22 protein-coding genes and 2 pseudogenes are annotated in these 24,302 nt (G+C 39.1%); 19 read left to right on the forward strand and 5 right to left on the reverse strand.

Annotated elements, in window-relative coordinates; all coding sequences use genetic code 11:
- The first annotated feature begins 126 nt into the window (after nt 1–126).
- The 5 genes from Q5W13_RS07665 to Q5W13_RS07685 all read left to right on the forward strand — a co-directional run bounded on the left by Q5W13_RS07665 (nt 127) and on the right by Q5W13_RS07685 (nt 4,530).
- A complete protein-coding gene (locus Q5W13_RS07665; RefSeq protein WP_304445901.1) occupies nt 127–423 on the forward strand; it encodes a hypothetical protein in 297 nt (98 codons plus the stop codon).
- A complete protein-coding gene (locus Q5W13_RS07670; protein WP_304445902.1) occupies nt 420–1,247 on the forward strand; it encodes a hypothetical protein in 828 nt (275 codons plus the stop codon). The genes Q5W13_RS07665 and Q5W13_RS07670 overlap by 4 nt, the downstream gene beginning before the upstream one ends.
- A 155-nt stretch (nt 1,248–1,402) precedes the next feature.
- The gene (locus Q5W13_RS07675) at nt 1,403–2,671 is read left to right on the forward strand and encodes a DUF5690 family protein (protein WP_304445903.1); all 1,269 of its coding nucleotides are present in this window, start codon (nt 1,403–1,405) and stop codon (nt 2,669–2,671) included.
- A 25-nt stretch (nt 2,672–2,696) separates the two neighbouring features.
- Entirely contained in the window at nt 2,697–3,851 is a 1,155-nt protein-coding gene (locus tag Q5W13_RS07680) for a TIGR03364 family FAD-dependent oxidoreductase (protein WP_304445904.1), read from the forward strand.
- Between the two features lies 1 nt (nt 3,852).
- Nucleotides 3,853–4,530, forward strand: coding sequence for a phosphonatase-like hydrolase (locus Q5W13_RS07685; RefSeq protein WP_304445905.1), 678 nt, complete (start codon nt 3,853–3,855; stop codon nt 4,528–4,530).
- Between the two features lie 88 nt (nt 4,531–4,618).
- Here Q5W13_RS07685 and Q5W13_RS07690 read toward each other — a convergent pair whose 3' ends face one another.
- Nucleotides 4,619–5,185: a helix-turn-helix domain-containing protein gene (locus Q5W13_RS07690; RefSeq protein ID WP_038236450.1), complete on the reverse strand. Its 567-nt coding sequence runs from the start codon at nt 5,183–5,185 to the stop codon at nt 4,619–4,621.
- 272 nt (nt 5,186–5,457) lie between these two features.
- Here Q5W13_RS07690 and Q5W13_RS07695 point away from each other — a divergent pair, with 272 nt between their 5' ends.
- From Q5W13_RS07695 to Q5W13_RS07760, 14 genes and pseudogenes are all read left to right on the forward strand, one after another.
- Complete coding sequence (locus tag Q5W13_RS07695) at nt 5,458–7,242, forward strand: SusC/RagA family TonB-linked outer membrane protein (RefSeq protein WP_304445906.1); 1,785 nt, start codon at nt 5,458–5,460, stop codon at nt 7,240–7,242.
- Entirely contained in the window at nt 7,215–8,678 is a 1,464-nt protein-coding gene (locus Q5W13_RS07700; protein WP_304446476.1) for a TonB-dependent receptor domain-containing protein, read from the forward strand. The genes Q5W13_RS07695 and Q5W13_RS07700 overlap by 28 nt, the downstream gene beginning before the upstream one ends.
- Nucleotides 8,679–8,709: 31 nt before the next feature.
- Complete coding sequence (locus Q5W13_RS07705; protein WP_304445907.1) at nt 8,710–9,003, forward strand: hypothetical protein; 294 nt, start codon at nt 8,710–8,712, stop codon at nt 9,001–9,003.
- Between the two features lie 14 nt (nt 9,004–9,017).
- Nucleotides 9,018–10,154: a SusD/RagB family nutrient-binding outer membrane lipoprotein gene (locus Q5W13_RS07710; protein ID WP_304446477.1), complete on the forward strand. Its 1,137-nt coding sequence runs from the start codon at nt 9,018–9,020 to the stop codon at nt 10,152–10,154.
- Between the two features lie 78 nt (nt 10,155–10,232).
- Nucleotides 10,233–11,180, forward strand: a complete 948-nt coding sequence (locus Q5W13_RS07715; RefSeq protein WP_304445908.1) for an alkaline phosphatase family protein — start codon at nt 10,233–10,235, stop codon at nt 11,178–11,180.
- The gene (locus Q5W13_RS07720) at nt 11,162–11,878 is read left to right on the forward strand and encodes a chitobiase/beta-hexosaminidase C-terminal domain-containing protein (protein ID WP_304445909.1); all 717 of its coding nucleotides are present in this window, start codon (nt 11,162–11,164) and stop codon (nt 11,876–11,878) included. The genes Q5W13_RS07715 and Q5W13_RS07720 overlap by 19 nt, the downstream gene beginning before the upstream one ends.
- 103 nt (nt 11,879–11,981) lie before the next feature.
- Nucleotides 11,982–13,349, forward strand: a complete 1,368-nt coding sequence (gene pbfA / locus Q5W13_RS07725; protein WP_304445910.1) for a (R)-1-hydroxy-2-aminoethylphosphonate ammonia-lyase — start codon at nt 11,982–11,984, stop codon at nt 13,347–13,349.
- 2 nt (nt 13,350–13,351) lie between these two features.
- The gene (locus Q5W13_RS07730) at nt 13,352–14,263 is read left to right on the forward strand and encodes a purple acid phosphatase family protein (protein WP_304445911.1); all 912 of its coding nucleotides are present in this window, start codon (nt 13,352–13,354) and stop codon (nt 14,261–14,263) included.
- Nucleotides 14,196–14,948 (forward strand): metallophosphoesterase family protein, encoded by a 753-nt coding sequence (locus tag Q5W13_RS07735; protein WP_304445912.1) that lies wholly within the window; start codon nt 14,196–14,198, stop codon nt 14,946–14,948. The genes Q5W13_RS07730 and Q5W13_RS07735 overlap by 68 nt, the downstream gene beginning before the upstream one ends.
- Nucleotides 14,945–15,787, forward strand: a complete 843-nt coding sequence (locus Q5W13_RS07740) for a phosphoglyceromutase (protein WP_304445913.1) — start codon at nt 14,945–14,947, stop codon at nt 15,785–15,787. Before Q5W13_RS07735 ends, Q5W13_RS07740 begins: the two co-directional genes overlap by 4 nt.
- A 29-nt stretch (nt 15,788–15,816) precedes the next feature.
- Nucleotides 15,817–16,029, forward strand: a complete 213-nt coding sequence (locus tag Q5W13_RS07745; protein ID WP_304445914.1) for a hypothetical protein — start codon at nt 15,817–15,819, stop codon at nt 16,027–16,029.
- A gap of 449 nt (nt 16,030–16,478) precedes the next feature.
- Nucleotides 16,479–17,264 carry a UDP-2,3-diacylglucosamine diphosphatase gene (locus Q5W13_RS07750; RefSeq protein WP_368662480.1) on the forward strand — a complete coding sequence of 262 codons (786 nt, stop codon included), beginning with the start codon at nt 16,479–16,481 and terminating at the stop codon, nt 17,262–17,264.
- Between the two features lie 100 nt (nt 17,265–17,364).
- The gene (locus tag Q5W13_RS07755) at nt 17,365–18,378 is read left to right on the forward strand and encodes a glycosyltransferase family protein (RefSeq protein ID WP_304445915.1); all 1,014 of its coding nucleotides are present in this window, start codon (nt 17,365–17,367) and stop codon (nt 18,376–18,378) included.
- Nucleotides 18,379–19,796 (forward strand): annotated as a pseudogene (locus Q5W13_RS07760) (GH1 family beta-glucosidase). It abuts the gene before it with no gap.
- A gap of 236 nt (nt 19,797–20,032) precedes the next feature.
- Here the strand turns inward: Q5W13_RS07760 and Q5W13_RS07765 are convergent.
- The 4 genes and pseudogenes from Q5W13_RS07765 to uxaC form a co-directional block, all read right to left on the reverse strand.
- Nucleotides 20,033–21,326, reverse strand: a pseudogene (locus tag Q5W13_RS07765) (TRAP transporter large permease).
- Between the two features lie 5 nt (nt 21,327–21,331).
- Entirely contained in the window at nt 21,332–21,790 is a 459-nt protein-coding gene (locus Q5W13_RS07770; protein ID WP_155595426.1) for a TRAP transporter small permease, read from the reverse strand.
- A gap of 1 nt (nt 21,791) precedes the next feature.
- Nucleotides 21,792–22,772 carry a TRAP transporter substrate-binding protein gene (locus Q5W13_RS07775; RefSeq protein ID WP_304445916.1) on the reverse strand — a complete coding sequence of 327 codons (981 nt, stop codon included), beginning with the start codon at nt 22,770–22,772 and terminating at the stop codon, nt 21,792–21,794.
- Between the two features lie 12 nt (nt 22,773–22,784).
- On the reverse strand, nt 22,785–24,182 hold the full coding sequence (uxaC, locus tag Q5W13_RS07780; protein ID WP_304445917.1) for a glucuronate isomerase: 1,398 nt from the start codon (nt 24,180–24,182) through the stop codon (nt 22,785–22,787).
- Nucleotides 24,183–24,302 lie beyond the last annotated feature (120 nt).

The raw sequence follows: 24,302 nt of genomic DNA on the forward strand, positions 1-24,302 counted from the left end.
ATTGGAATTTATGAAAAAACAGGAATTTTTTAGTCTGCCCCTCACCGCTGCGTATTTTGAAATTTTGATAGTGCAATTAAAAGAAACCTTCAAAAAAAGCATGGTATAAAAGAGATACCGAAATCCATGCAATTTTATGGGTATGGAAATTATGATTCCGAGAAGCCAAACCTTAAAGAGGACTTAGAACATATTGGAAGCGATTTTATCAATGGAAAGTATCTTTATGACAAAGTTAGGGACTTTAGAAAGGGAAAACCGATCATAAAAATCAACCAATATTACAAATCCGTTCTATTTTTATATTTAGGGTACGACTCTGTTGATGCATTTTTGGACGAAAACAGACTGGAAGGTCTAAAAAAAAAAAACAGCTTGCTCTACTTTATGATGAGCAGGCAAACAGGACCTTTTATTACTTGAATTATTATTTTGGAGAAGATGATGTTATTTTAAAAGGGGAAACCATCATATCCAACAACTGGAAAAAGATAAAACATACCTATGTATACCCTCAAGAAGATGGAACTAATAAAGAGCATTACAATTTTGGAAATATAGTCCGGAGGGAAGACACCTTACACATCAATACAAAAACTTTGCTAGATGGCAAATTGGTGGAGGGTGCTAGTGAATCTATCTATTACATAGGGCATACCGATCCCTCTAACGTAAGGTATTTAATAGGTACCTACTGTACTTTTGACATCTACACAAATACAGTGGCAGGGCGAACAATTCTTGAAAGATGCGACTCCAAGGAAGATATGGAGGAGCGGTCTAAAAACCCGACCATCCCTCCTTACATTGCAATGGAAGTCAGAAACAAGCGTATTGTAAACAAAAGTATTGTTCCAAAGCATTTTCTAGAAATCTCGGAAGCCAGCCCGTATGCTTCTATCTATGAGAGTTTGGCCGGCTCCTATACCCTGACTTTCCAATTTCCCGATGGATTTGAAGAAAAATTAGATTTCAAAATATTACCGACCAATTACCAAATGGTCGTTCAGACAGAGAATGTCTACTTTGAGAAAGACAATATGGATTTACTTAACAAAGGCTCCGTAGTTCATTTTAACTTGGATTTATCTGGCATTATTGCTTTTGACCACGTTGATATATATTTCAAAACCTACTTTCTAAAAGATGATAGCGAAAAACAAGACGGTGTTTTCAGCGGAATAGATAATGAGAACAGATTGGTTAGTGGGTCAGTGGCTATCAACTACAGTAGAGCGGAACGTTAAATACTCTTACTCAAAGTCCCTGAAAAACCCAATTACCTACTCTCCCTTCACAATTAAATAATTACTGCATAAGCTTTTCTTAACGCTCAAAAAGTTACAAATAGTGAATTAATATTGAATTTTGTGTTTCAATATTTACTATTTGTAAACTTTTGATGACATTTAAAATTCAACATAAAGATATTAGATTTCTGGCCTACGGGGCATTTGCATCATTTGGCACCTACTTCTGCATGTATGCTTTCCGCAAACCGTTTACAGTAGCCACCTTTGAGCAGCTGTCCTTTATGGGAATAGATTATAAAATTATCCTCATAATCACCCAAGTCTTAGGGTATATGCTTTCTAAATTCATTGGCATTAAGCTCATTTCCGAACTCAAGGCCAAGAATAGGCTGCCGTATCTTCTGGTCATGATTTCCCTAGCGGAGTTAAGTTTGATTCTTTTTGGACTTATTCCTCCTCCATACAATATTATCTTCATGTTCTTCAACGGCCTCTCGCTGGGAATGATCTGGGGAATAGTATTTTCATATTTAGAAGGGAGAAAATTTACCGAAATATTAGGTGTTACCCTCTGTTCTAGTTTTATAGTTTCAAGTGGTGCCGTAAAATCGGTCGGTTTACTTTTGATTAAAGCCACAAGTGTTTCCGAAATTTGGATGCCTGCCTTGACCGGTGCCGTATTTCTAGTTCCCTTTTTAGGGTTCTCTATTTTACTTGACCGGATTCCAAGACCCACCGAAGAAGACAAAGTACTACGAAAAGAACGAAGGCCTATGAGCCGTGAAGACCGTAAAACGGTGTTGTCCAATTTCTTCTTCCCCATCATTATTCTTGTCTTTTTTTATATCAGCCTTACGGCGATACGTGATTTTAGGGATAATTTTTCCCGTGAGATTTGGGATGCTGTAGGTTTTGAAGACAATGCTTCTATCTACACCCTTTCGGAACTTCCGGTAGCGATTATAGTTCTGTTTTCAATTGGCCTTTTTGGGTTCGTAAAGAATAACTATCGCGCCTTTATGACCTATCACTATCTCCTTCTTTTTGGCGCCCTATTAATTGGCATAAGTACCTTTCTATTTCAAAACCAGCTTATAGGCCCTGTACTCTGGATGATTTTAATTGGCTTAGGATTATATATCTGCTACGTACCGTTTAATTGCATCTTTTTTGATAGGATGATAGCCACCTTTAAAATTGAAGGAAATGCAGGCTACCTCATCTATATTGCCGATGCCTTTGGGTATCTAGGAAGCATGGCCATTCTACTCTACAAAAATTTTGGGCAACGCTCCGTCTCATGGCTACAGTTCTTTAGCTACGGAACCTATGCAATAGCTATTATAGGCTTTGTCGTAGCCACGAGTTCATTACTCTATTTCAAAAAAAAAAATACAGAAGGAAACAGCAGACTTTAAAAAGTGAATTACAGATTGTATGACCATGGAAAATAAATATGACCTTATCGTAGTTGGTGGTGGTGCACTGGGCACATTTCATGCCTACCATGCCATTCAAAAGGGCCTAAGGGTAGCCTTGCTCGAAAAAGATGGAAAACCTCAAGGAGCAACAGTTCGGAATTTTGGACAGGTAGTACCCTCAGGAATGGATTCCAAATGGCAAATTTACGGACGAGAAAGCTTACGCATCTATAAAAAAATCCAATCTAAGTTTGATATATCGGTTCGTCAAGAGGGGAGCATTTATATAGCATCTAATGATGAAGAGGTTCAGCTTTTGGTAGAACTTAATGCCATAAACTTGACTAATTCCTATAAATCCAAATTATTGACCAAGGAAGAATGTCTGGAAAAGTACCCCGGTCTTCGTAAAGATTATGTGAAAATGGGACTATTCTTTCCAGATGAAGTAATGGTTGAGCCACGGTTGATGGTGAATAAACTCCATGATTATCTAAAAACTCAAGGATTAAACCTTTTTTACAACAAAACGGTTGTGGAGTGCAACAGTCTAACCAATTGGGTGCAAGTTCATACAACGGACAACCTAAGCTTATCCGCGACCAAAGTCATTATCTGCAACGGTAGCGACTTTAAAACACTCTACCCACGTCTGTTTGCCGAAAGTGACCTTATCGTATCAAAACTACAGATGATGCAAACCAAGCACCAGCCCAATTATAAATTGCCGAGCTCAGTGCTGACCGGACTTTCCATACGCCGTTATGAGGCTTTTTCGGAATGCCCTTCGTACAGCGCTATAAAAGCTAAGGAAAGTAAAGAGTCTTTCCAAAAGAAATGGGGCGTTCATATTCTTTTTAAACAAGCTACAGATGGCTCTGTAATCATTGGTGATTCGCACGAGTATGCCCCTGCGTCACGTATAGAAGAATTGGGAATGGATTTGAACATGGATATTGACAACTTCATCCTTCAAGAAGCAAAGAAAATAATAGACCTACCCACCTATCAAATACAAAACAGATGGTATGGGCTTTACTCACAATGTAAAAATTCAGATATCTATCAACATACCATAGACAAAAATATTCACATAGTAACAGGTATAGGAGGTAAAGGCATGACGGGTAGCGCTGGTTTTGCCAAAGAAAATATCAACACAATATTTAACATATAAGATGCATAACATAGAATTAGCAGTATTTGATATGGCCGGTACGGTCGTAAATGAAAGCAACGTAGTTTATAAGACCGTTCAAAAAGCTATAAATAAAAAGGGATACGATTTCACTTTGGAATTTGTTCTTGAACATGGTGCCGGAAAAGAAAAACACCAAGCCATAAAAGATATATTAAAAGCCGATAACAATTCAATCTCGGAACCATCCGAACCTATTTTCGAAGATTTTAAACAACTGCTAGATGAGGCCTATCATGATTTGAAAGTAACATCATTCGATGGTGTGGAGGAAGTTTTAACAAAATTAAAATCACAGCACATTAAAATAGCTTTGAACACGGGTTACAATAGGGCCATTGCAGAACTTTTACTTCAAAAAATGAACTGGACCAAAGGCAACCAATATGATACCTTGGTAACTGCAGACGATGTATTGGAAGGACGCCCCCATCCGGCTATGATTATAAAAGCCATGCAGGTTTTAGAAGTAAGTGACGCCAATAAAGTATTAAAAGCCGGCGATTCAATAATTGACATTGAAGAAGGAAAGAATGCCTTGTGTGGTGTTACCATTGGAGTAACCACCGGAGCCCACACAGAAGAACAACTGAAATCCGCTGAGCCTACTTATGTATTGAATTCTCTTATAGAACTTACCAATTATATTAAAGGCTGAGTTGCTACTGTAGCGGTATAGGGCTACAATAAACGATCCGTTCCCAATTAAGCAACGGATCGTTTTGTTTTTAAGCTATGCTAGGCTTTTATATAAAGAAATACATAACCAGCATCTTGGTTGGTCTGTCACTCCTGTTAACGGGCACATGCGGAATGCGACCGTCAAAGAAAATAGAATCACCTTCTTTTAACAGCACTTCTTCATCATCAATTATATAATAACATTCCCCACTTAGCATATATTTAAACTCGTAAGCATCGGTCGTTACTTTCTCACGTTCAGAATTTGGGAGTACTTCCAGTAATATGGTTTCAAAACCTAACGAAGAAATTTGCTTTCCAAAAATATAGGTGTAATTAAAACCAACAGCATTATCTTCTTTTTCAATGCTGGCATTATCCTCCTTTCTTGATACGATAAATTTGGCCCCATTTATTTTGGCCATACCGTTAAAAAAGTCGGTTACCTCAACTTCCAATGCATTAATAATTTTTAAGAGTACGGGTAGCGAAGGTATGGTCCGGCCATTCTCTATTCTTGAAATCAGGCCTCCAGTAACTTCTGCCCGTTGTGCAATATCGCTAATGGTCTTGTTTCCTCCTTTTCTTATTTCCTTAATTCGTTTTCCTATACCAATAAGGTAGTCTTCCATATCTATAACTTAATGTATACACTTAGTACCAAATACGTTTTATAACATTTAAACCTACAAAATACATAGGACATTTAATCAACAAAAATCTAATTAAATGGTCATAATTACAAAATCTATATTTGAGTATTTGTAAATAACGTTAAGGTAACATTTTTATAACAAACCTCCTTTAAACCTTGCAATAACTTAATATTTAATAACATTTCACTTAACCTGTTCAACGGATATTTGTTGCGTAATAATTAACCAAAGTTTACAAATACGAAAAAATGAAAAGAACAGTTCTTTTAGCCTTATTCACTTTAATGGTCAGTATGGCCGCCCGTGCGCAGACCACTTTTACGGGAACGGTACTAGATGAAAACCAAGTGCCATTACCCGGTGCTTCTTTAGTTATTAAAGGAAGTGCAACCGGGGTAGCCACAGATTTTGACGGTAATTTCAGCATAGAATTACCACAAGGAAATGAAATTCTGGTAGTATCCTATTTGGGGTATATATCCTCCGAATTCAACACAACGGAAAAAACAACAGCAATCATCGTTTTACAACCCAACTCAGAACAACTAGGTGAGGTTGTAGTAACTGCTTTGGGTATTAAAAGGGAAGCTAAAAAATTAGCGTATGCTGTTCAAAAAGTCTCGGGAGAAGACATTTCCAAAGCAAAAGAAACCAACGTTGTTAACTCCTTAGCAGGTAAACTAGCTGGTGTACAGGTAACCGGTGGTAATTCTGGAGTAGGTTCATCCTCACAAATCATTATTCGTGGGGAAAGTTCATTAAACCCAAGTCCAAACGCGAATTCACCGCTTTTCGTAGTTGATGGTATTCCCATCAACAACAGTGTAAGTAGCCGGTCTAGCGAAGGTAACATGGAAGTAGACTACGGAAACGGTGCCCAAGACATTAACCCGGACGATATAGAGACCATGAGCGTTCTAAAAGGACCAAGTGCCACCGCCCTTTATGGCTCAAGAGGTGCTAATGGGGTTATATTGATAACTACAAAATCAGGAAAGAACAACAAGGGCATAGGTGTTTCCTACACCAACAACACCACATTTGAGTCTATTCTAACATTTCCAGAATATCAATATGAATACGGTCAAGGATCAAACGGTCAGTTCGCTTTTGCCGATGGTGGTCAAAATCGTTCCATTACGGGAGGCGTAAACGATCATGTTGACGAAAGTTGGGGTCCTGCTTTAAACGGTCAATTGATTGCACAGCATGACAGCCCAACAACCAGCGGTTTGCGTGCGGGTGATGTTCATGTACGACCAAGAAATGCAGACGGTACTTTTGCCGATGAAATTATTGCCACTCCGTTTTTATCGAGACCCGGAAACATTAAAAGTTTTTTTGAAACCGGACATACCATTAGTAACAACATTGCGCTAACCGGTGGAAACGATAAAGGAAACTTTAGACTCTCTTTTACCGATTTACAAAGCGAGGGCATCGTACCCAATACGGATTACAATAGACGTTCATATGCACTTAACGGATCGTACCAACTTGCAGATTGGCTTAAAGTCTCCGGTTCTATGAACTATGTAAACAGTAACTCAGGCAACCGTCCTGTAAACTCGTATGGCACGGAAAACATTATGTACTTATGGATTTGGTTCGGACAACATGTTGATATGGACTCGCTACGCGATTACTGGCAACCAGGTTTAGAGGGCGTACAACAGTACAATTATAATTACAATTACCACGACAACCCTTTCTTTAATGTTTACGAAAACACGAATAGTCTTGATAAGGACCGTGTTATTACCAATATGCGTGCAGACATTAAATTGGCCAAAGGTCTAGATTTTATGTTCAGAACCGGATTTGATTATGCCAACGAACTAAATATGCGTAAAAGAGCATATTCTACTCAGCGGTTCCCAAGGGGTCAATATAGAGAAGATAATATCTATGCTTTTGAGCAGAACACAGATTTTTTCTTCTTGGCTACAACACTACGTTTAATGATGACTTTGATTTTGGTCTTTCTTTTGGGGGCAATAGCCGTATTGTTAAAAATAGATATCAAAGAATAAGTGCCAACTCGCTTTCAATTCCCGGCATATACAATTTCGGAAATACGGCAGAACCTCTAACGTCTAGCGATTACGATGACAAAAAGGAAATTAACAGTCTGTACGCCTTTGCGAATTTTGGCTTCAAAGACTATTTGTTCTTAGATGTAACCGGAAGAAATGATTGGTCTTCTACCCTTCCTTTAGAGAACAGCAGTTATTTTTATCCTTCTGCGGGACTTAGTTTAATTCTATCGGACATGTTCACGCTTCCCAAAACCATAACTTTCGCGAAATTAAGAGCAGGTTGGGCAAGTGTAGGTAACGATACTGACCCGTACAACTTATTATCGACCTACGGCTTTGGAACAACATTCAACGGTTTTTCAAGAGTTAATTCGCCTTCCGAATTAAAACTACCGGACTTAAAACCAGAAAGAACCAATTCTTTTGAAGTTGGAGCGGACTTAAAATTGTTTAGTAATCGTTTGGGGCTAGACGTGGCATTATATAGGTCGGAAACCAAGAACCAAATTATTTCACTACCTGTTTCCAATACTTCAGGTTACAACAGGACGGTAATCAACGCCGGCCAAGTTAGAAACGAAGGTCTAGAAATTACTTTGAACGCCACACCTGTAAAGTCTGAGAATTTTACTTGGAACACTAACATCAACTTTACTACCAATAGAGGTGAAATTATAGCACTAGCAGACGGACTACCTTTCTATCAGATAAAAGAAAACTACCTTATTGTAGGTGCCGAGGTAGGTGAGAGAATGGGAGATCTATATGGTACAGGTTTCGTAAAAGTAACGGACACCAACAGTCCTCATTATGGAAAGTGGATTATCAATTCAGATACGGGTCTCCCCTCAAGAGACAGTGATCTTAGAAATTTGGGCAACTATAATCCTGATTTTATGGTAGGCCTTCAAAATAGTTTCCGTTACAAGAATCTAAATCTGGGCGTTCTTTTTGATTGGAGACAAGGTGGTGTTTACCATTCAAGAACGGTCTCCATTGGTGGCACCACTGGCCTTTTGGATTTTACTACGGAAGGGCGTGAAACAGGTGTTGTGGCCGAAGGAGTAATAAATACCGGAACAACGGAAAATCCTGTATATGAAGAGAACACCATAAATGTTCCTGCATCCGGGTACTACTCTACCGTGTACAATCGAAGCAATGAGGAAACCACAATGTACGATGCCAGCTATGTGAAGCTTAGAGAAGTAAAATTCGGTTACAACTTCCCTAAAAAGATGTTCGCCCAAACCCCAATTGCTTCCGCCAGTATTTCTCTTGTTGGACGTAACCTAGCACTATGGACTGAAAACCCCCATGTTGACCCTGAAACCTTATCATTTTCGGGCGGAAGTGTAGTTCCTGGCGTAGAGGATATGGCCTTGCCAAGCACAAGAAGCTATGGATTTAATATAAACATTGAATTCTAAATAGAATTAATCACTACAATACATATTCAAGATGAAAACATCAAAAATATTTACCATAATCCTTCTATCCGGCTTAAGCTTAACGGGCTGTACCGCAGATTTTGAAGAAACTAATACGAACCCTAATGCTCCGGAAATGGTAAGTGCCAATCTACTTACCGCTACGGCAACTTCAGAAATTGCCCGCACTTTAACATCCGAAGGATATTCGGACGGAAATACTCTTACCCAGCTAATGGCAAAGAACAATTTCCTGGCTTTGGTCAATTTGAATGGGGAGATCAAGGTCTTTGGAATTTTTTCTATGAAATTTTACCAGAAGTAACAGATATTCTAGAAATCTCTAGAGCAGAGGAAACAAAGAATAGCACTTATGAAGGCATTGCCCTAACCTTAAGAGCCCTTTGTTATGCCAATTTAACGGATCTTTATGCCAACGTTCCTTATACGGAAGCCATTACCGGAAGAACAGATGCGGTCTTCACCCCAAAATATGATGATCAAGAAACGGTTTACAATGGCGTTCTTCAAGATTTAGTTGATGCCGATGCAGCTCTGGCCTTGGATCAAACCATTACAGGTTCATCGGGAGATGTTATTTTTGATGGTAATGCCTCAAAATGGAGAAAACTGGCAAACTCTCTACGGTTACGTTACTTGTTGCGAATCTCAAAACAAAGAGACGTATCGGCCCAAATGCAAGCTATTGTGAGTGCCGGAAACTATATCATGACCAATGATGACAATGCTACCTTAACTTTCAGCGGAACTTCAAATACTGATTCTTGGCCAGAAAGTACAGGACGTATTGGTGGTTTTGACGAGAAAAGCCTATGTACTACCGGACTCGAATACCTTACCCGTTTTAACGACCCTAGATTGGATATCTGGTTTGACCGTAATAGCGATGGGGAGTACGTAGGCATACCAATTGGCTTAAATCAAGATAATGCTAGAGCGTATGACGATGCCAATAGCCCTAGCCGTTTAGATGTTGAATTGTTCTACTTTTCCAGAACTGAAGCTGAGGCCTATATTATAAAAAGCTCTGAGGTGAACTTTATTTTGGCCGAAGCCGCAGAAAGAGGCTTTATTTCCGGTGATGCCGAAACTTTTTACAATGAAGGAATTCGCCAGAGCATGAAGTATTGGGGCGTAACGGACGATGCGGTTATTGATGCTTATTTAGCACAGCCTTCCGTAGCTTACGATGGAAGCATTGAATTACTAATAACCCAAAAAACACTAGCACTTTGGAATGTAGATTACCAAGGTTGGTTCGATTACAGGAGAACAGGCCTTCCTGCACTTGAAGCCGGACCGGACAATGAAAACCAAGGTCTTTACCCAGTTAGATTTCTATACCCTTCTTCAGAACAAACTTTGAACAAAGTAAATTATGATACGGCAGTTACAGCAATTGGAGGAGATAATATAAACTCTAAGGGATGGTGGGAGACCGGAACACGGTACTAACCTTCTTATAAACAGCAATGCTTTTGCCCGACGTAACAACCAAGGCAAAAGCATTGTTATAAATTAATCTTTCAAATTATGAAGCCAATTAAGTTACTTATACCAATATTAGCGCTCTGCGGAATATGGTCCAAAAGTGTTAATGGTCAAGAAGCTCCTACTTTAAATATTGAACACGTAGTGGTCATAGGTTTTGACGGACTAAGTCCGGATGGATTGCAAAATGCAGCTACTCCAACTTTTGACAAACTCATGCAAGAAGGCGCCTATTCCTTGCATGCTAGGGCAGTACTTCCTACGAGTTCAAGTACCAATTGGGCTTCAATGATTATGGGAGCCGGACCCGAGCAACATGGCATAACTTCCAATGCTTGGGAACGCGATAATTTTACACTTCCTGCAGTTACACAAAGTGAGGAGTTCATATTTCCTACCATCTTTCAGTTGACCAATGACCAGATTGCTTCTGCAGAAATAGGAGCCATTTATCACTGGGGCGGTTTTGGAAGGTTGTTCGAGAAAAGTGCGGTCGATTATGATGTGAGTCCGGAAACGGAAGACGAAACCGCGGTTTTGGCCAGCGCCTACATTAAAAACAAAAACCCGAAGCTTACCTTCGTTCATTTTGACCATGTAGACCACGCCGGCCACGAATACGGTCATGGAACGCCAAAATACTACAAATCCGTAGAAAAAGCTGATGGCCTTTTAAAGCAACTTTTACAAGCAATTACAGCATCTGGTCTAGAGGACAAAACCCTAATCATTGTTAGTGCCGATCATGGTGGTTTGGGCAAAGGGCATGGCGGAGAATCTCTAAAAGAAATTGAAATTCCGTTTATAGTTTGGGGCAAAGGGGTTAAGAAAAACCACAAGATCAACCTTCCTGTTTACCAATATGACAATGCGGCTACCGTTGCTTTTGCTCTGGGTCTAAAAACCCCATATCCTGGATCGGAAAACCCGTACTCTCGGCTTTTGAAGGTTATGAAATTGAAGATGACTATATGCTTCTTGAGCAGTTGAAGGAGCCTCTAACCTCCCCAAAAGCGGATGGTTATAAAAAGGCAGGTGGACTCTTCGCGGAAACAACTTCTTTAAAAATCGAAAACCCGAATGCAAAAGGAGTAATCCGGTATACGTTAGATGGTTCATTGCCAACAAAAACTTCCAACGCTTATGAAAAGGTCATCTCACTAACCCAAAATACGTTGGTTAAAAGTGCGATGTTCACTAATGAAAAAATTAGCAGTCCGGTTGTAGAAGCCTATTTTAGAATTCGCCCAAAAGACCTTAAAAAACCAGTAAAATACGAGATTTTCTACGAAGACCAACTTTCTTTTCTTCCGGCCCTAGGTTCAAAAAAATCGAATCTAACCGGAAATATTTTTGAAATTACTTCCGATGAAATAAAGGATAAGATAAAACCTAATACGGTAGTACGGTTCACTTCCCAGATAAGGGTAGATGAAGAAAAAAACTTCAGGTTCTATCTTCGTTCAGACGACGGCAGTCAACTCTTTATTGACAACGAATTGGTAGTGGATAACGACGGCGACCACGGGGTAAGGACCAAAGACGGTTCGATCAATTTAAAACGCGGCCTACACACCCTCAAGGTCCTTTGGTTCAATGGTGGAGGCGATGGCTGGCTTGATGTTTTCGTAGAGGAAGAAAACAAGATTAAACAAATTTTAACCCACCCCTTATTGATTGCCAACTAAATGAAGTTTCTCAATATTTGTTTTATAACGCTGTTTTCGCTGGGCACAAACTGTAGTGCCCAGCAAAATAGTACCAAATCCTACTCTTGGGAACACTGTCTTTATGCATCAGAATAAAAAAATAAAAACCAACAAAAGAACCGAGGGGGATATTAATTATACCCCTGCTAGACAAGCTTGGCTAGACCATGAGGTAGATGAAAGCACAAAAGCCCTTCTTGAAAAAGATTCCCGTTATTTTTTTCATCAGGCCCTATCCTCTCCTTGTCTAGACGTACTTAAAAACTGTGAAGGACCTTATATCGAAAACCTATCGGGAAAAAAGTATCTTGATTTTCATGGCAATAACGTACATCAGTTGGGGTTTTCACACCCCAAACTAATACAGCGCCTTACCGAACAACTGCAGTCGCTTACCTTTTCTACGCGGCGGTACACCAACGAAGCGGCTATTAATTTTGCAGAGAAATTGGCTTCGCTCTTGCCATCGGATTTAAACCGTACGCTTATGACCCCCAATGGCAGTGCCGCTATTGGCATCGCCCTTAAACTGGCACGGGCGGTAACCGGCAAATTTAAGGTTGTTTCATTTTGGGACTCCTTTCACGGCGCCTCGTTAGATGCCATAAGCGTAGGCGGGGAATCTGTTTTCAGAGAACACATGGGACCCATGATGCCAGGGGTAGAACGTATTCCGCCACCTGTTACCTACCGCGGCATTTACGAAGGCAACGAATCTAAATGTCTGGAGTATTTAGAATATGTATTCGCAAAAGAAGGAGATATTGGCGCCTTCTTGGCAGAGACCGTAAGAAATACGGATGTACAACTTCCCTCAAAAACCTTTTGGAAAGAAGCCCGGAAACTTTGTGATACCTATGGCGTACTCTTAATTTTAGATGAAATTCCTATAGCCATGGGACGCACCGGAAAAATGTTCGCTTTTGAACATTATGATATAGAGCCGGATATCCTTTGTTTAGGAAAAGGGTTGGGAGGTGGTATTTTTCCGCAGGCAGCTATCGTTACGCGTGATGCCTATAATAATTTCAGTGATATTTCCTTGGGTCACTACACCCATGAGAAGAGTCCGCTTGGTGCTGTAGCGGCCTTGACTACCCTAGAAATTATTGAAGAGGAACTTCGCCTGGATAAAATTAAAAATCTTGAGCGAATCATGCACCAAGAAATGAATCTCCTAAAAGAAAAGTATTCTATTATAGGCGATGTTAGAGGTTTAGGACTTTTATGGGGACTTGAACTCGTAAAAAACCCGAAAACAAAAGAAAAAGCAATTGACGAAGCCGAAAAAGTAATGTATGAATGTCTAAAGAACGGACTTAGCTTTAAAGTCTCCGCTGGCAACGTACTACAACTTGCCCCGGCACTTACTATTTCTGAATATGAACTTAAAAAAGCAGTTAAGATTCTTGATAATTCCCTTTCTTCGTTAAACCATCAAACCAACTGAAAATGAAAAATAAATACCTCCTACTAATTCTCAACCTTATGCTCTTTTCATTTGTGAATGGGCAACAAGACCAACCCACGCTATTAGTAAACCCATATCTACAGGATGCCACCCCTAATTCTATAAAAATAATGTGGCAGACCAGTAGTGGTGAAGAAAGTATTGTTGAATGGGGAACCACCCAAAAACTAGGTAAAAAAACAGAAGGTTTAGCTTCAGACATCAACTTTACCGATTCTAGAATACACGAAGTCCAAATTAAAAATCTTAAAAGGTTTACCACCTATTTTTACCGCGTACGTACTGAAAAAGTTGTTTCGGACATTTTTCAGTTTAAAACACCTCCTTTTGCGAGTGACAATCAGTCCTTCAACATGCTCGCCATGAGCGACATACAAAAGGACCATCAAAATCCCGATAAATTTTCGGAAATCGTGAACGAAGGTATTCTCCCGTATCTTAAAACTGAGTATGGCAAAGCGTTTCCTGATAATTTAGCATTGGTATTAGTTCCCGGTGATCTTGTGGAAAATGGCACAAAATATGAGCAATGGCAGAACGATTTTTTCGGACCGGCAAAAAAACTGTTCTCGGAAATACCCGTTTATCCGGTATTGGGCAACCATGAAAAAAATTCGGCCTATTACTTTAAATACTTCAGCCTACCCAAAAACGGAACACCCGCCTACGCGGAGCATTGGTGGTTTAAAGATTATGGCAATACGCGCATCATAGGTCTTAACTCAAATGATGGCTACCGAGATATTGAAGAACAATATCTTATGGTTAAAAGAAGTGTTGTCAAAAACGGCCAAAAACCCGGATATCGACTTTGTATTCGCTCAATTGCACCATCCGCACAAATCGGAACTATGGATACCCGGAGAAGAAGAATCCACTGGAAAAGTAATTAAACTTCTTGAAGATTTCTCTACAAAAACCGGTAAGCCCAGTCTTCATTTTTTTGGTCATACCCATGGTTATTCCAGAGGGCAATCCAAAGACCATAAACACCTTTGGGTAAATGTTGCTTCGGCCGGTGGTGCTATAGACAACTGGGGCGAGTTTGAAGGCCGTGATTATGATGAGTTTACCGTAACCCAAGACGAGTACGGTTTTGTTATGGTAGAAGTAGACGCAACAGAAGGCAACCCTAAATTCACTTTAAAAAGAATAAGCAGAGGCAATGAAAACATCCTAAGGTCCAACGAAAAGACCGATGAAATCACCATTTACGCCAAGAGCCACAAGCCCGATGCACCACAAGCTATTTCACCAAAAGGAGAAAACATCGCATTCACCGGAACAACACTAAAAGCCGGAAAATTCAATAGTACTTTTAACGGGGCATATCACGCAGCTGCACATTGGCAAATAGCTACGAAATCTGATTTTTCAAACTTATCTTTAGACAGTTGGAAACAGTCTGAAAACTGGTATTATCTTGAAAACAGGCAAAAAGATGATGACCTTACCGACGAAGCCTCCAAACGATTAAAACCTAACACCACCTATTATTGGCGTGTTCGCTACCGTGACCAACACCTGAATTGGAGCGACTGGTCCAACACTTTAATTTTTAAAACCAACAACCCATGAAACAAATTATTTTCTGCCTCTTTGCCTTGATTCTATCTGTTAATATCAACGCCCAAGATAAAGACACAAAAGTAGTACTCATTACTTTAGATGGGTTACGATGGCAAGAACTTTTCTCTGGTGCGGACCCGCTTTTAGTCTCAAATAAAGAGTACGTTCACGATACAACGGGATTAAAAAATAAATTTTGGAAACCAACACCAAAAGCAAGAAGAGAAGTCTTAATGCCCTTTGTGTGGAATACCATTTCAGAAATGGGCCAAATACATGGCAACCGAGAATTGGGAAGCAAGGTTGACCTTACCAATAAAATGTGGTTCTCATACCCAGGCTACAATGAAATATTAACAGGTAAGGCCGATGATGCCCGCATAGACAGTAATGACAAGATACCTAACCCCAATACCACTATTCTAGAACTTGCAAATACAAATGAGCGCTACAAGAACAAAGTAGCGGCTTTTGGTAGCTGGGATGTTTTCCCGTTTATCGTAAATGAAGAGCGTTCCGGGGTACCGGTAAATGGCGGATTTGAAATTGCCAAAGGAGATAATCTTAGCGAACGCGAAAAATTCCTGAACCATCTACAACCAAAAATACCTAGCCCATGGAGTACGGTTCGTCTAGATGCCTTCACGCATTATTATGCCATTGAACATATGAAGAAAAACCACTCGGCACTAACCTATATCGCTTATGGAGAAACCGATGATTTTGCACATGATGGTAACTACGAAGCCTACTTGAAATCTGCCTATAACACGGATGCATTGCTCAAGAACTTATATGATTTTACCAGGAAGACGCATTTTACAAAGACAACACTTTATTCATCATAACTACGGACCATGGCCGAGGAACTGAACCTTTGGAAACATGGAAAAGTCATGGCGAAAAAATAAAAGGTGCCGGACAAGTTTGGATGATTCTATTTGGAAAAGGAATTTCTGCCAAGGGCGAGATTTCAACCCCTGAACAATTGCATAGTACCCAGATTGCCCCCACCATTATAAAGGCTTTGAACTTTACGAAGCAACCTAAAAGCATGACGGGGAAACCACTATCCCTAGGAGAAAAATAAATCTATCGTTTTCGTAATGATAGCTTGATATTAAGTTAACTTTTTAACGAGAGCTTTTAACGAATTTTGCACTGTGATTATTTGAGTTAATCTAGTTTGAGTTAGTTTAGTAAACCGATGCACGTCTCATGCGTCGGTTTTTTCTTTTTTAACATTTAGTATTCCAATTACTGTCTAGGGACAAATTCCATAGCTCCCTAAGGCATAGCCACAACACCTCTACAGAACAAATAGTGAAGTATAAAGATTAACTAACAAATTGTTAATCTAGAGTTTACCGTCTATTCAACTAAAAGCAGAACCTTTATCTAAACTTGTTTTCTAATTATGAAGATAGTTATCGTCTACCTATCGACCCTTCTGGCAAACCTTCTAATCTCACAGCTTAGAAGTTACTTTTCGCCCTTAAAATTCAAGAAAATTAGAAAGCACAGCCAGCCATTTATACAATGAAAAAAAGACCTGTTGATATTGTTGTCATTTCAGACATACATCTTGGCACTTACGGTTGCCACGCAAAAGAGCTCATCCAATATCTAAAATCAATAAACCCCAAGCAAGTAGTATTAAACGGAGATATTGTAGATATCTGGCAGTTTAATAAACGATACTGGCCCAAATCTCATATGAAGGTGGTAAAGCTCATAATGGAGTGGATTACGAAGGGAGTAAAAGTGCACTACATTACGGGTAATCATGATGAAATGATGCGTAAATTTTCCGGTTTTAATCTAGGTTCTTTTAGCATTGTTAATAAACTGGTATTACCAGTTCATGGCAAAAAAGTATGGATTTTTCATGGGGATGTTTTTGATGTTACCATGCAACATTCTAAATGGCTCGCGAAACTTGGAGCTATTGGATACGATACGCTCATACTCATAAACAGTGGGGTAAACTTCTGTTACAAGAAGTTAGGAAAAGGCCCTGTTTCCATGTCTAAAAAAATAAAAAATAGTGTGAAATCTGCCGTGAAGTTCATTAATAATTTTGAACAAACTGCAGCTGATATTGCCATAGAGAACGAATTTGATTATGTCATTTGTGGGCACATTCATCAACCGGAAATCAAATCTATTGAAACAGATAATGGTTCCGTTATGTATCTAAATTCCGGAGATTGGATTGAAAACCTCACCGCGTTAGAATACGTTAAAGGCGAATGGACATTATATAGATATGAGGACGACAAGCACATTCAAGCTCATAATTCAGACAGTAATGATATAGGTTGAAATGTTGGAGAAAAAAGAGCTTTTCCAAAGTTTAATGGCGGAATTCAATGACATGGTAACATCAAAAGTGAGCAAAGACCAACCTCAAAACACACATTAGATGAAAGTACTCTATGCTATACAGGGCACTGGAAATGGGCATCTAAGTAGGGCCCGAGATATTATTCCCGCTTTGCAGAGAAAAAATGTTGAGCTAGATATATTGGTCAGCGGTACACAAGCAGACATTAAGCTACCTTACCCTATAAAATATCAACTAAGTGGTTGGAGTTTCATTTTTGGAAAAAAAGGTGGTGTAGATATGTGGCGCACCTACTTAAAGACAAATGCCGCTAGAATTAACAAGGAAATTAAAAGTATTCCTGTGGCGGAATATGATTTGGTCATAAACGATTTTGAACCTATATCTGCGTGGGCCTGCAAAACTAAGAACTTGCCATGTGTTGCTCTTAGTCATCAATCCGCCGTTTTATCTCGCCATGCTCCTAAACCGAAGCAAAAAGACCATCTGGGAAAAATTATACTAGAAAAGTATGCGCCCTCTACTTCCCAATATGGATTTCACTTTAAGAATTATGACGATAACATATTTACACCCATCATTAGACAAGATGTAAGGTCTATAAAAACATCCCCTGGAGAACATTACACAGTTTATCTTCCTTCCTATAGCGATGAAAAAATCCTAAAAATGCTCTCGAATATTAAGGATGTAAAATGGCAAGTATTCTCAAAGCATAACCAGAAAGAGTTTATCTCAAAAGACATAACCATTAGCCCCATCACCAACGAAGCTTTTGTTCATAGTATGGCAGAAAGTAAAGGTGTTCTCTGTGGTGCTGGATTTGAAACCCCTGCCGAAGCTTTATATATGCAAAAGAAATTATTGGTTATTCCTATGAAAGGCCAATACGAGCAGCAATGCAACGCAGCGGCATTAAAGGATATGGGAGTACCCGTAGTCAAATCACTAAAAATAAAACATCTGGACAAAATCAAAAATTGGGTCTATACGGATACCAAGATAGAGGTAAACTACCCTGACCTTACAGATGAGATAATTGAATCCGTTTTAGAGGAATCTTTAACGTTCAAAAAAGACAAACAGTTTTAAATGACGCATACAAGTGAGCAATCAAACTTTGATTTGCAACCTGAAGATTTTGGAGAAGATTTTGTTTGGGGTGTTTCTACCGCTGCTTATCAGATTGAAGGAGCCCACGAAGCTCACGGAAAAGGAATATCTATTTGGGATGAGTTTGTAACTAAGAAAGGAACCATTTTTGAAAATCAGCATGGACAAATAGCCTGTGATTTCTACAATAAATATCAAGATGATATTCTTTTAATGAAATCGATGAATATTGATCACTTTCGGTTTTCATTGTATGGTCTAGAATACTACCCGATGGAACGGGTAAAGTGAATCAAAATGGAATAGCATTCTATAACGACGTTATTAATTTCTGTCTTGAATGTGGTGTTACCCCTTGGGTAACCCTCTATCATTGGGATTTGCCTCAAGCCCTAGAAGACTTGGGGGTTGGACCAACAGAAAGGTTTTAGAATGGTTTGAAGCTTATGTGAAAATTTGCTGTGAGCATTTTGGTGATCGTGTGAAGCACTGGATGGTACTTAACGAACCCATGGTATTCACCGGAGCCGGATATTTTTTAGGCGTACACGCGCCAAGGTAAAAAAAGGGCTTAGAAACTTTATTCCTGCCATTCATCATGCGGTTTTATGCCAAGCTCTAGGCGGAAAATTACTCCGTAAAATGGTGCTTATAGTGCAAGTATAGGAACAACTTTTTCATGTTCTCAAATTACGCCGCGATCAAATAGTAAAAAAGACCTTAAAGCAGTTGATAAGGCAGATGCTCTTTTAAACCGACTTTTTATTGAACCTAGTTTAGGACTTGGCTACCCAGATGAAAGTATTGCTGTATTACGAAAAATAAAGAAATATGCAAAACCAGAAGATGCTCAAAACAGTATTTTTGAGTTCGATTTCATAGGTGTACAAAATTATACCCGAGAAGTTGTTAGACATAGTTATACCGTGCCTTATCTAAGAGCCAAAATCGTAAAAGCTCCTGACAGAAATGTCCAAACCACGTTAATGGACTGGGAAGTTTACCCACCTAGCATCTATGAGATGTTAAAAAAATTTAACGCATACGAAGGTGTGAATAAGATTTTAATTACCGAAAATGGAGCTGCTTTTGAAGACAGTTTGAAAGATGGAAAAGTTAATGATTTAGAACGAACCTCCTATCTTCAGAATTATTTGAAACAAGTGCACAAAGCCAGTTCAGAAGGCATTAAGGTCTCAGGTTACTTTGTGTGGACCTTTACGGATAACTTCGAATGGGCCGAAGGGTATTACCCTAGATTCGGTTTGGTACACATCGACTTTAAAACTTTAAAACGGACCATTAAGGTCTCTGGAAAATGGTATCGTGATTTTTTAGGAAAGATAGAACAAAAGGAAGTTTTTAAAACCAAAAAAACCGATGTCCCCATCGGCTAAATTTTATTCAAGCTAATTCAAATAAGAACGTATGCCGGATACTGCGAGGCAAAGATGCCCTTTAATCATCTGCTTATCTTAATCAAAAGATTAGGGGTTTATTACGGTTGTGTTAAGTTGTTACAAATCAGCTCTATTTGACTTAAATCCAATAAAAAACTAGCAATTATGAAGTGTGTACCTAAACATCTCACATAATTGCTAGTTTTCCGAAAGTTAAAGTATCGGTCTATATTCTATAAATCAAACAAACTTGGCAACCATAAACTAAGCTGCGGTATATACGTTACCAATAACAGTGCTATTACCATAGCTATAAACAGCGGCAACAGCGGTTTTATCACCTTTTCTATGGTTGTATTGGCAATACCAACCCCCACAAAAAGTACAGAGCCCACAGGCGGCGTACAGAGACCAATACAAAGATTTAAGACCATGATAATTCCAAAATGAACTGGATCTAAACCTAATTTGGTTACAACTGGTAAAAAAATTGGTGTAAAAATCAATACTGCTGGTGTCATATCCATAAAAATCCCAACGAACAACAATAGTAAGTTGATGATAAGAAGTATGACAATTTTATTATCGCTGATACCAAGAAGCCCTGAACTAATCTCCTGTGGTATATTCTCATATGATAACGCCCAAGACATACTCATAGAAGCCCCAATTAGTAACATTACGATGGCAGTGGTAGAAGCGGAGTCCAATAAAATTTTTGGAAGTCTTGGAAGTGATATCTCTTTATAGAAGAATCCTAGCAACATGCTATATAATACTGCAATAGCCGATGCTTCCGTAGCAGTAAAAATACCGGCCACAATACCTCCGATAACAACCACCAACATAAAAAGACTTGGCAAAGCATCAACAAAAGTTTTAAAAACCTCTTTTAACGTGCTACGTTTTCCAACTTTATATCCCTTTTTCTTAGCCCAAAACGAAGCAATTATCATCAAGAAAAGTCCCGTAAGAATTATGGAATATACCCTGCTAAGAACAATGCCGCAATAGAAGCCCCACCACTTGCCAAAGAATACACGATAAGTACATTACTTGGAGGAATAATAAGACCTGTAGTAGCTGCAGTAATGTTCACGGCCGCACCAAATTCCCTAGAATATCCTTCTTTTTCCATTTCAGGTCCCAAAATGCTTCCCATTGCGGAAGCAGCTGCCATAGCGGAGCCGGCAATGGCCCCCATAAGCATAGCGGAAACAATATTAATTAGCGCCAAACCACCGGGTAAGGACCCCACCAAAGTCTTCGCAAAAGCAATTAAACGGTGTGCGATTCCACCTTTATTCATCAGTTCACCCGAGAGAATAAATAAGGGTATGGCTAAAGGGCAAAACTATCTAGACCCGTGCCTATTCGTTGAGAAACTGTCGTAAATGCTGGTAACACAGGAATGCTTACTAACATGGTAAGAACAGATGATATGGCAATACTCCATGCAACGGGAGTTCCTATGGCCAATAGAACTACAAAACTCAGGACCAAAACTATAATTGGTAAATACTCCATAATACTTAGTCTTTAAGAAGGTCAGAAATTTTATAATAGATAATTAGCACTCCGCTAATAGGAATAACAAGGTAAACAAGAGATAATGGCACTTGTAAAGCTGGCGAATGTTGGTCCAGAACGTGAGTAATATACACCAATCTAGAGCCGCCAATAACTAAAGCTCCAAGGCTAAACAGAATGACCAACCAATGCACTATTAATTGTAATTTCTTTTGTGTACCCTCACTGAAACGCTTTGGTAATACATCAATTGCAACGTGAAGATTTTTACCTGATACGTATGCGGCACCTAAAATTCCGACCCAAATCATTAGATATCTGGCCAGTTCATCTGTAAATGAGCTTGGTGAACCCAATAAAAACCGACTGAACACCTGCCACAGTACGTTTAAGACCATAATTCCCATTATCGTGACGAGAAAATAGGCCAACACTTTGTCAATGTTTTTCCTTAATTCCATATTATTTGGTTGCTTGTATTTCTTTAATCAATTTGTAGATAACTTCGTCGTCCTTGTATTTGTCAAACGAGTCTTTTATTTTTTCTGAAAAAAGTGTTTTATCCGGTCTAATAATTTCAACACCCGCTTTTTCCACTTCGGCTAGGGCTTCATCTTCAGCTTCTCCCCATAATTTTCGTTGGTAACCCACTGAGCCATCAACCGCTTTCTTTAACCATCCTTGTTCTTCTTCCGAAAGGCTATCCCATAAATGAGTTCCCGCTAATAGTACATCTGGTAGTACCGTATGCTCGTCCAAAGTATAGAACTTACAAACTTCATAGTGTCTGGAAAGATAAAAACTAGGCGGATTATTTTCCGCTCCATCTACCACACCTTGTTGTAATGCGGTGTACAATTCACCCCAAGAAATAGGTGTTGGAGAACCACCAAGGTCCTTAACCATGTCCATAGCAGTAACACTCTCCATTACCCTAATCTTTAATCCAACAAGATCATCTGGGTTATTAATGGGTCTATCTTTGGTATAAAAACTACGGCTTCCCGCATCATAATATCCTAGCCCTTTAAGCCAGTACTGTTCTCCGTCATTTAATAGCTCTTGGCCAATAGGACCATCAAGCACATCAAACGAATGTTGTCTATCCCTGAATAAAAATGGCAAACCCAGTACCCTCATTTTTGGAGCAAAATTCTCTAGAGTTCCAACAGACACCTTAGTCATATCCAAACTCCCAATTTGGAGTAATTCAAGACATTGGCGCTCGGTACCCAATTGTTGGTTAGGATAAATTTCCAATAGCATTTTGCCGCCAGAAAGTTCTTTTAGGTCCTCACCCATTTTCATCATGGCTTTGTGCACAGAATGATTTACATCTAACCCATGTGCCAAACGAATAGTACGGTTTCCGTTAAGCTGGCCACAGCCGCTCATCATAAGCATGCCTAGACAGAAAAAAACAAATTTTAGATTCAATTTCATATTGTAATCAAATTAGAGATCAAAGTACTCCTTAGCGTTATTATAACAGATGTTCTGTACCATTTTACCAATCCACTCCATATCATTTGGTAGTTCTCCTTTAGCCATTTCGTTACCAAAAAGATTACAGAGAATACGACGGAAATATTCATGTCTAGGAAAGGAAAGGAAGCTTCTTGAATCCGTCAGCATTCCAACAAAACAACTAATAAGCCCCATATTGGAAAGGGTATTAATCTGATTTATCATACCATCTTTTTGGTCTAAAAACCACCAACCGGAACCCCATTGAACTTTACCTTTTACACTACCATCATTAAAATTACCCGCCATTGTTGCCATTAGGGCATTATCACGCGGATTCAAATTATAAAGTATTGTCTTAGTCAGTTTGTCTTTGCTATCTAGCGTATCAAGAAATTTAGATAGACTCTCTGCTTGGGTATAATCTCCAATAGAATCCCAGCCAGTATCCGGACCAAGTTCAGATAACATTCTTGAATTGTTATTCCGTAAAGCACCTAAGTGAAACTGTTGTACCCAACCAAATTCATGATAGGTTTCCGAAAGATATAGTAAGATAGCACTCTGGAACTTTGTTGCTTCTTTTGGGGTAATCTTGCCCCCATCCCTTCGTTTCTTGAAAATTGCTTTTACTTCTGACTCCGTAAAGTCTTCTGCATATAGATGCGAAAGTCCGTGGTCGCACACGAAACAACCGTTAGAATTAAAAAATTCGATACGATTCCGCAATGCATCACAAAACTGGTCATACGTAGTAATATCAGAACTGGCGGCTTTCTCTAAACTATCTATGTATTCATTATAGGTTTCACTTTCAATTAGAATAGCTTTATCAGGTCTAAAAGCCGTACTAACTTTGGTCGTGAAGTCGCTTTTTGCCAACTGCTGATGATACTCTAAGGTATCCGTTGGGTCTTCAGTAGTACAAAGCATATTTACATTCATCTTACTTATCAATCCCCTAGAAGTAAATTCTGAAGATTGTAGCATTTCTGTGGTGGCATCATAGACTACAGAAGCTTTTTTTCCGCTTAACGTATCAGTTATCCCAAAATATCTTGAGAGTTCAAGATGCGTCCAATGGTATAAAGGGTTTCGCATCGTATGCGGAACAGCTTCTGCCCATTTCATGAACTTTTCCTTATCGGAAGCATCTCCTGTAATATACTTTTCATTAATACCAAGAGTTCTCATTGCCCTCCATTTATAATGATCACCATCAATCCAAGCTTTGGTAATATTTCCAAAAACCCTATTCTCTGCCAAGTCTTTTGGTGGAAGATGATTATGGTAATCTATTATAGGCATTTGAACAGCATACTCATGATAGAGCGACTGCGCTTGTTTACTCTCGAGTAAGAAATTATCGTCTAAAAATTTCGTCACTTATTATAGTTTTTGCTTAGGTTATATTATTCTTTAAAATACGATTTTACATTACATTTTAAACAACCTGAAGCCTCTAAAATAGGTTTCTATTCTGGTATTGACAAGAAAAATTACAGA

The organism is Zobellia laminariae (assembly GCF_030553095.1).
GTDB classification, from domain to species: domain Bacteria; phylum Bacteroidota; class Bacteroidia; order Flavobacteriales; family Flavobacteriaceae; genus Zobellia; species Zobellia laminariae.

Excerpts from the sequence above, each read along its gene's own strand:
- Q5W13_RS07665 (WP_304445901.1), top strand. The coding sequence starts at position 127 with ATGCAATTTTATGGGTATGGAAATTATGATTCCGAGAAGCCAAACCTT.
- Q5W13_RS07675 (WP_304445903.1), top strand. The coding sequence starts at position 1,403 with ATGACATTTAAAATTCAACATAAAGATATTAGATTTCTGGCCTACGGG.
- Q5W13_RS07680 (WP_304445904.1), top strand. The coding sequence starts at position 2,697 with ATGGAAAATAAATATGACCTTATCGTAGTTGGTGGTGGTGCACTGGGC.
- Q5W13_RS07685 (WP_304445905.1), top strand. The coding sequence starts at position 3,853 with ATGCATAACATAGAATTAGCAGTATTTGATATGGCCGGTACGGTCGTA.
- Q5W13_RS07690 (WP_038236450.1), bottom strand. The coding sequence starts at position 5,185 with ATGGAAGACTACCTTATTGGTATAGGAAAACGAATTAAGGAAATAAGA.
- Q5W13_RS07695 (WP_304445906.1), top strand. The coding sequence starts at position 5,458 with ATGAAAAGAACAGTTCTTTTAGCCTTATTCACTTTAATGGTCAGTATG.
- Q5W13_RS07705 (WP_304445907.1), top strand. The coding sequence starts at position 8,710 with ATGAAAACATCAAAAATATTTACCATAATCCTTCTATCCGGCTTAAGC.
- Q5W13_RS07715 (WP_304445908.1), top strand. The coding sequence starts at position 10,233 with ATGAAGCCAATTAAGTTACTTATACCAATATTAGCGCTCTGCGGAATA.
- Q5W13_RS07720 (WP_304445909.1), top strand. The coding sequence starts at position 11,162 with ATGCTTCTTGAGCAGTTGAAGGAGCCTCTAACCTCCCCAAAAGCGGAT.
- pbfA (WP_304445910.1), top strand. The coding sequence starts at position 11,982 with ATGCATCAGAATAAAAAAATAAAAACCAACAAAAGAACCGAGGGGGAT.
- Q5W13_RS07730 (WP_304445911.1), top strand. The coding sequence starts at position 13,352 with ATGAAAAATAAATACCTCCTACTAATTCTCAACCTTATGCTCTTTTCA.
- Q5W13_RS07740 (WP_304445913.1), top strand. The coding sequence starts at position 14,945 with ATGAAACAAATTATTTTCTGCCTCTTTGCCTTGATTCTATCTGTTAAT.
- Q5W13_RS07750 (WP_368662480.1), top strand. The coding sequence starts at position 16,479 with ATGAAAAAAAGACCTGTTGATATTGTTGTCATTTCAGACATACATCTT.
- Q5W13_RS07755 (WP_304445915.1), top strand. The coding sequence starts at position 17,365 with ATGAAAGTACTCTATGCTATACAGGGCACTGGAAATGGGCATCTAAGT.
- Q5W13_RS07770 (WP_155595426.1), bottom strand. The coding sequence starts at position 21,790 with ATGGAATTAAGGAAAAACATTGACAAAGTGTTGGCCTATTTTCTCGTC.
- Q5W13_RS07775 (WP_304445916.1), bottom strand. The coding sequence starts at position 22,772 with ATGAAATTGAATCTAAAATTTGTTTTTTTCTGTCTAGGCATGCTTATG.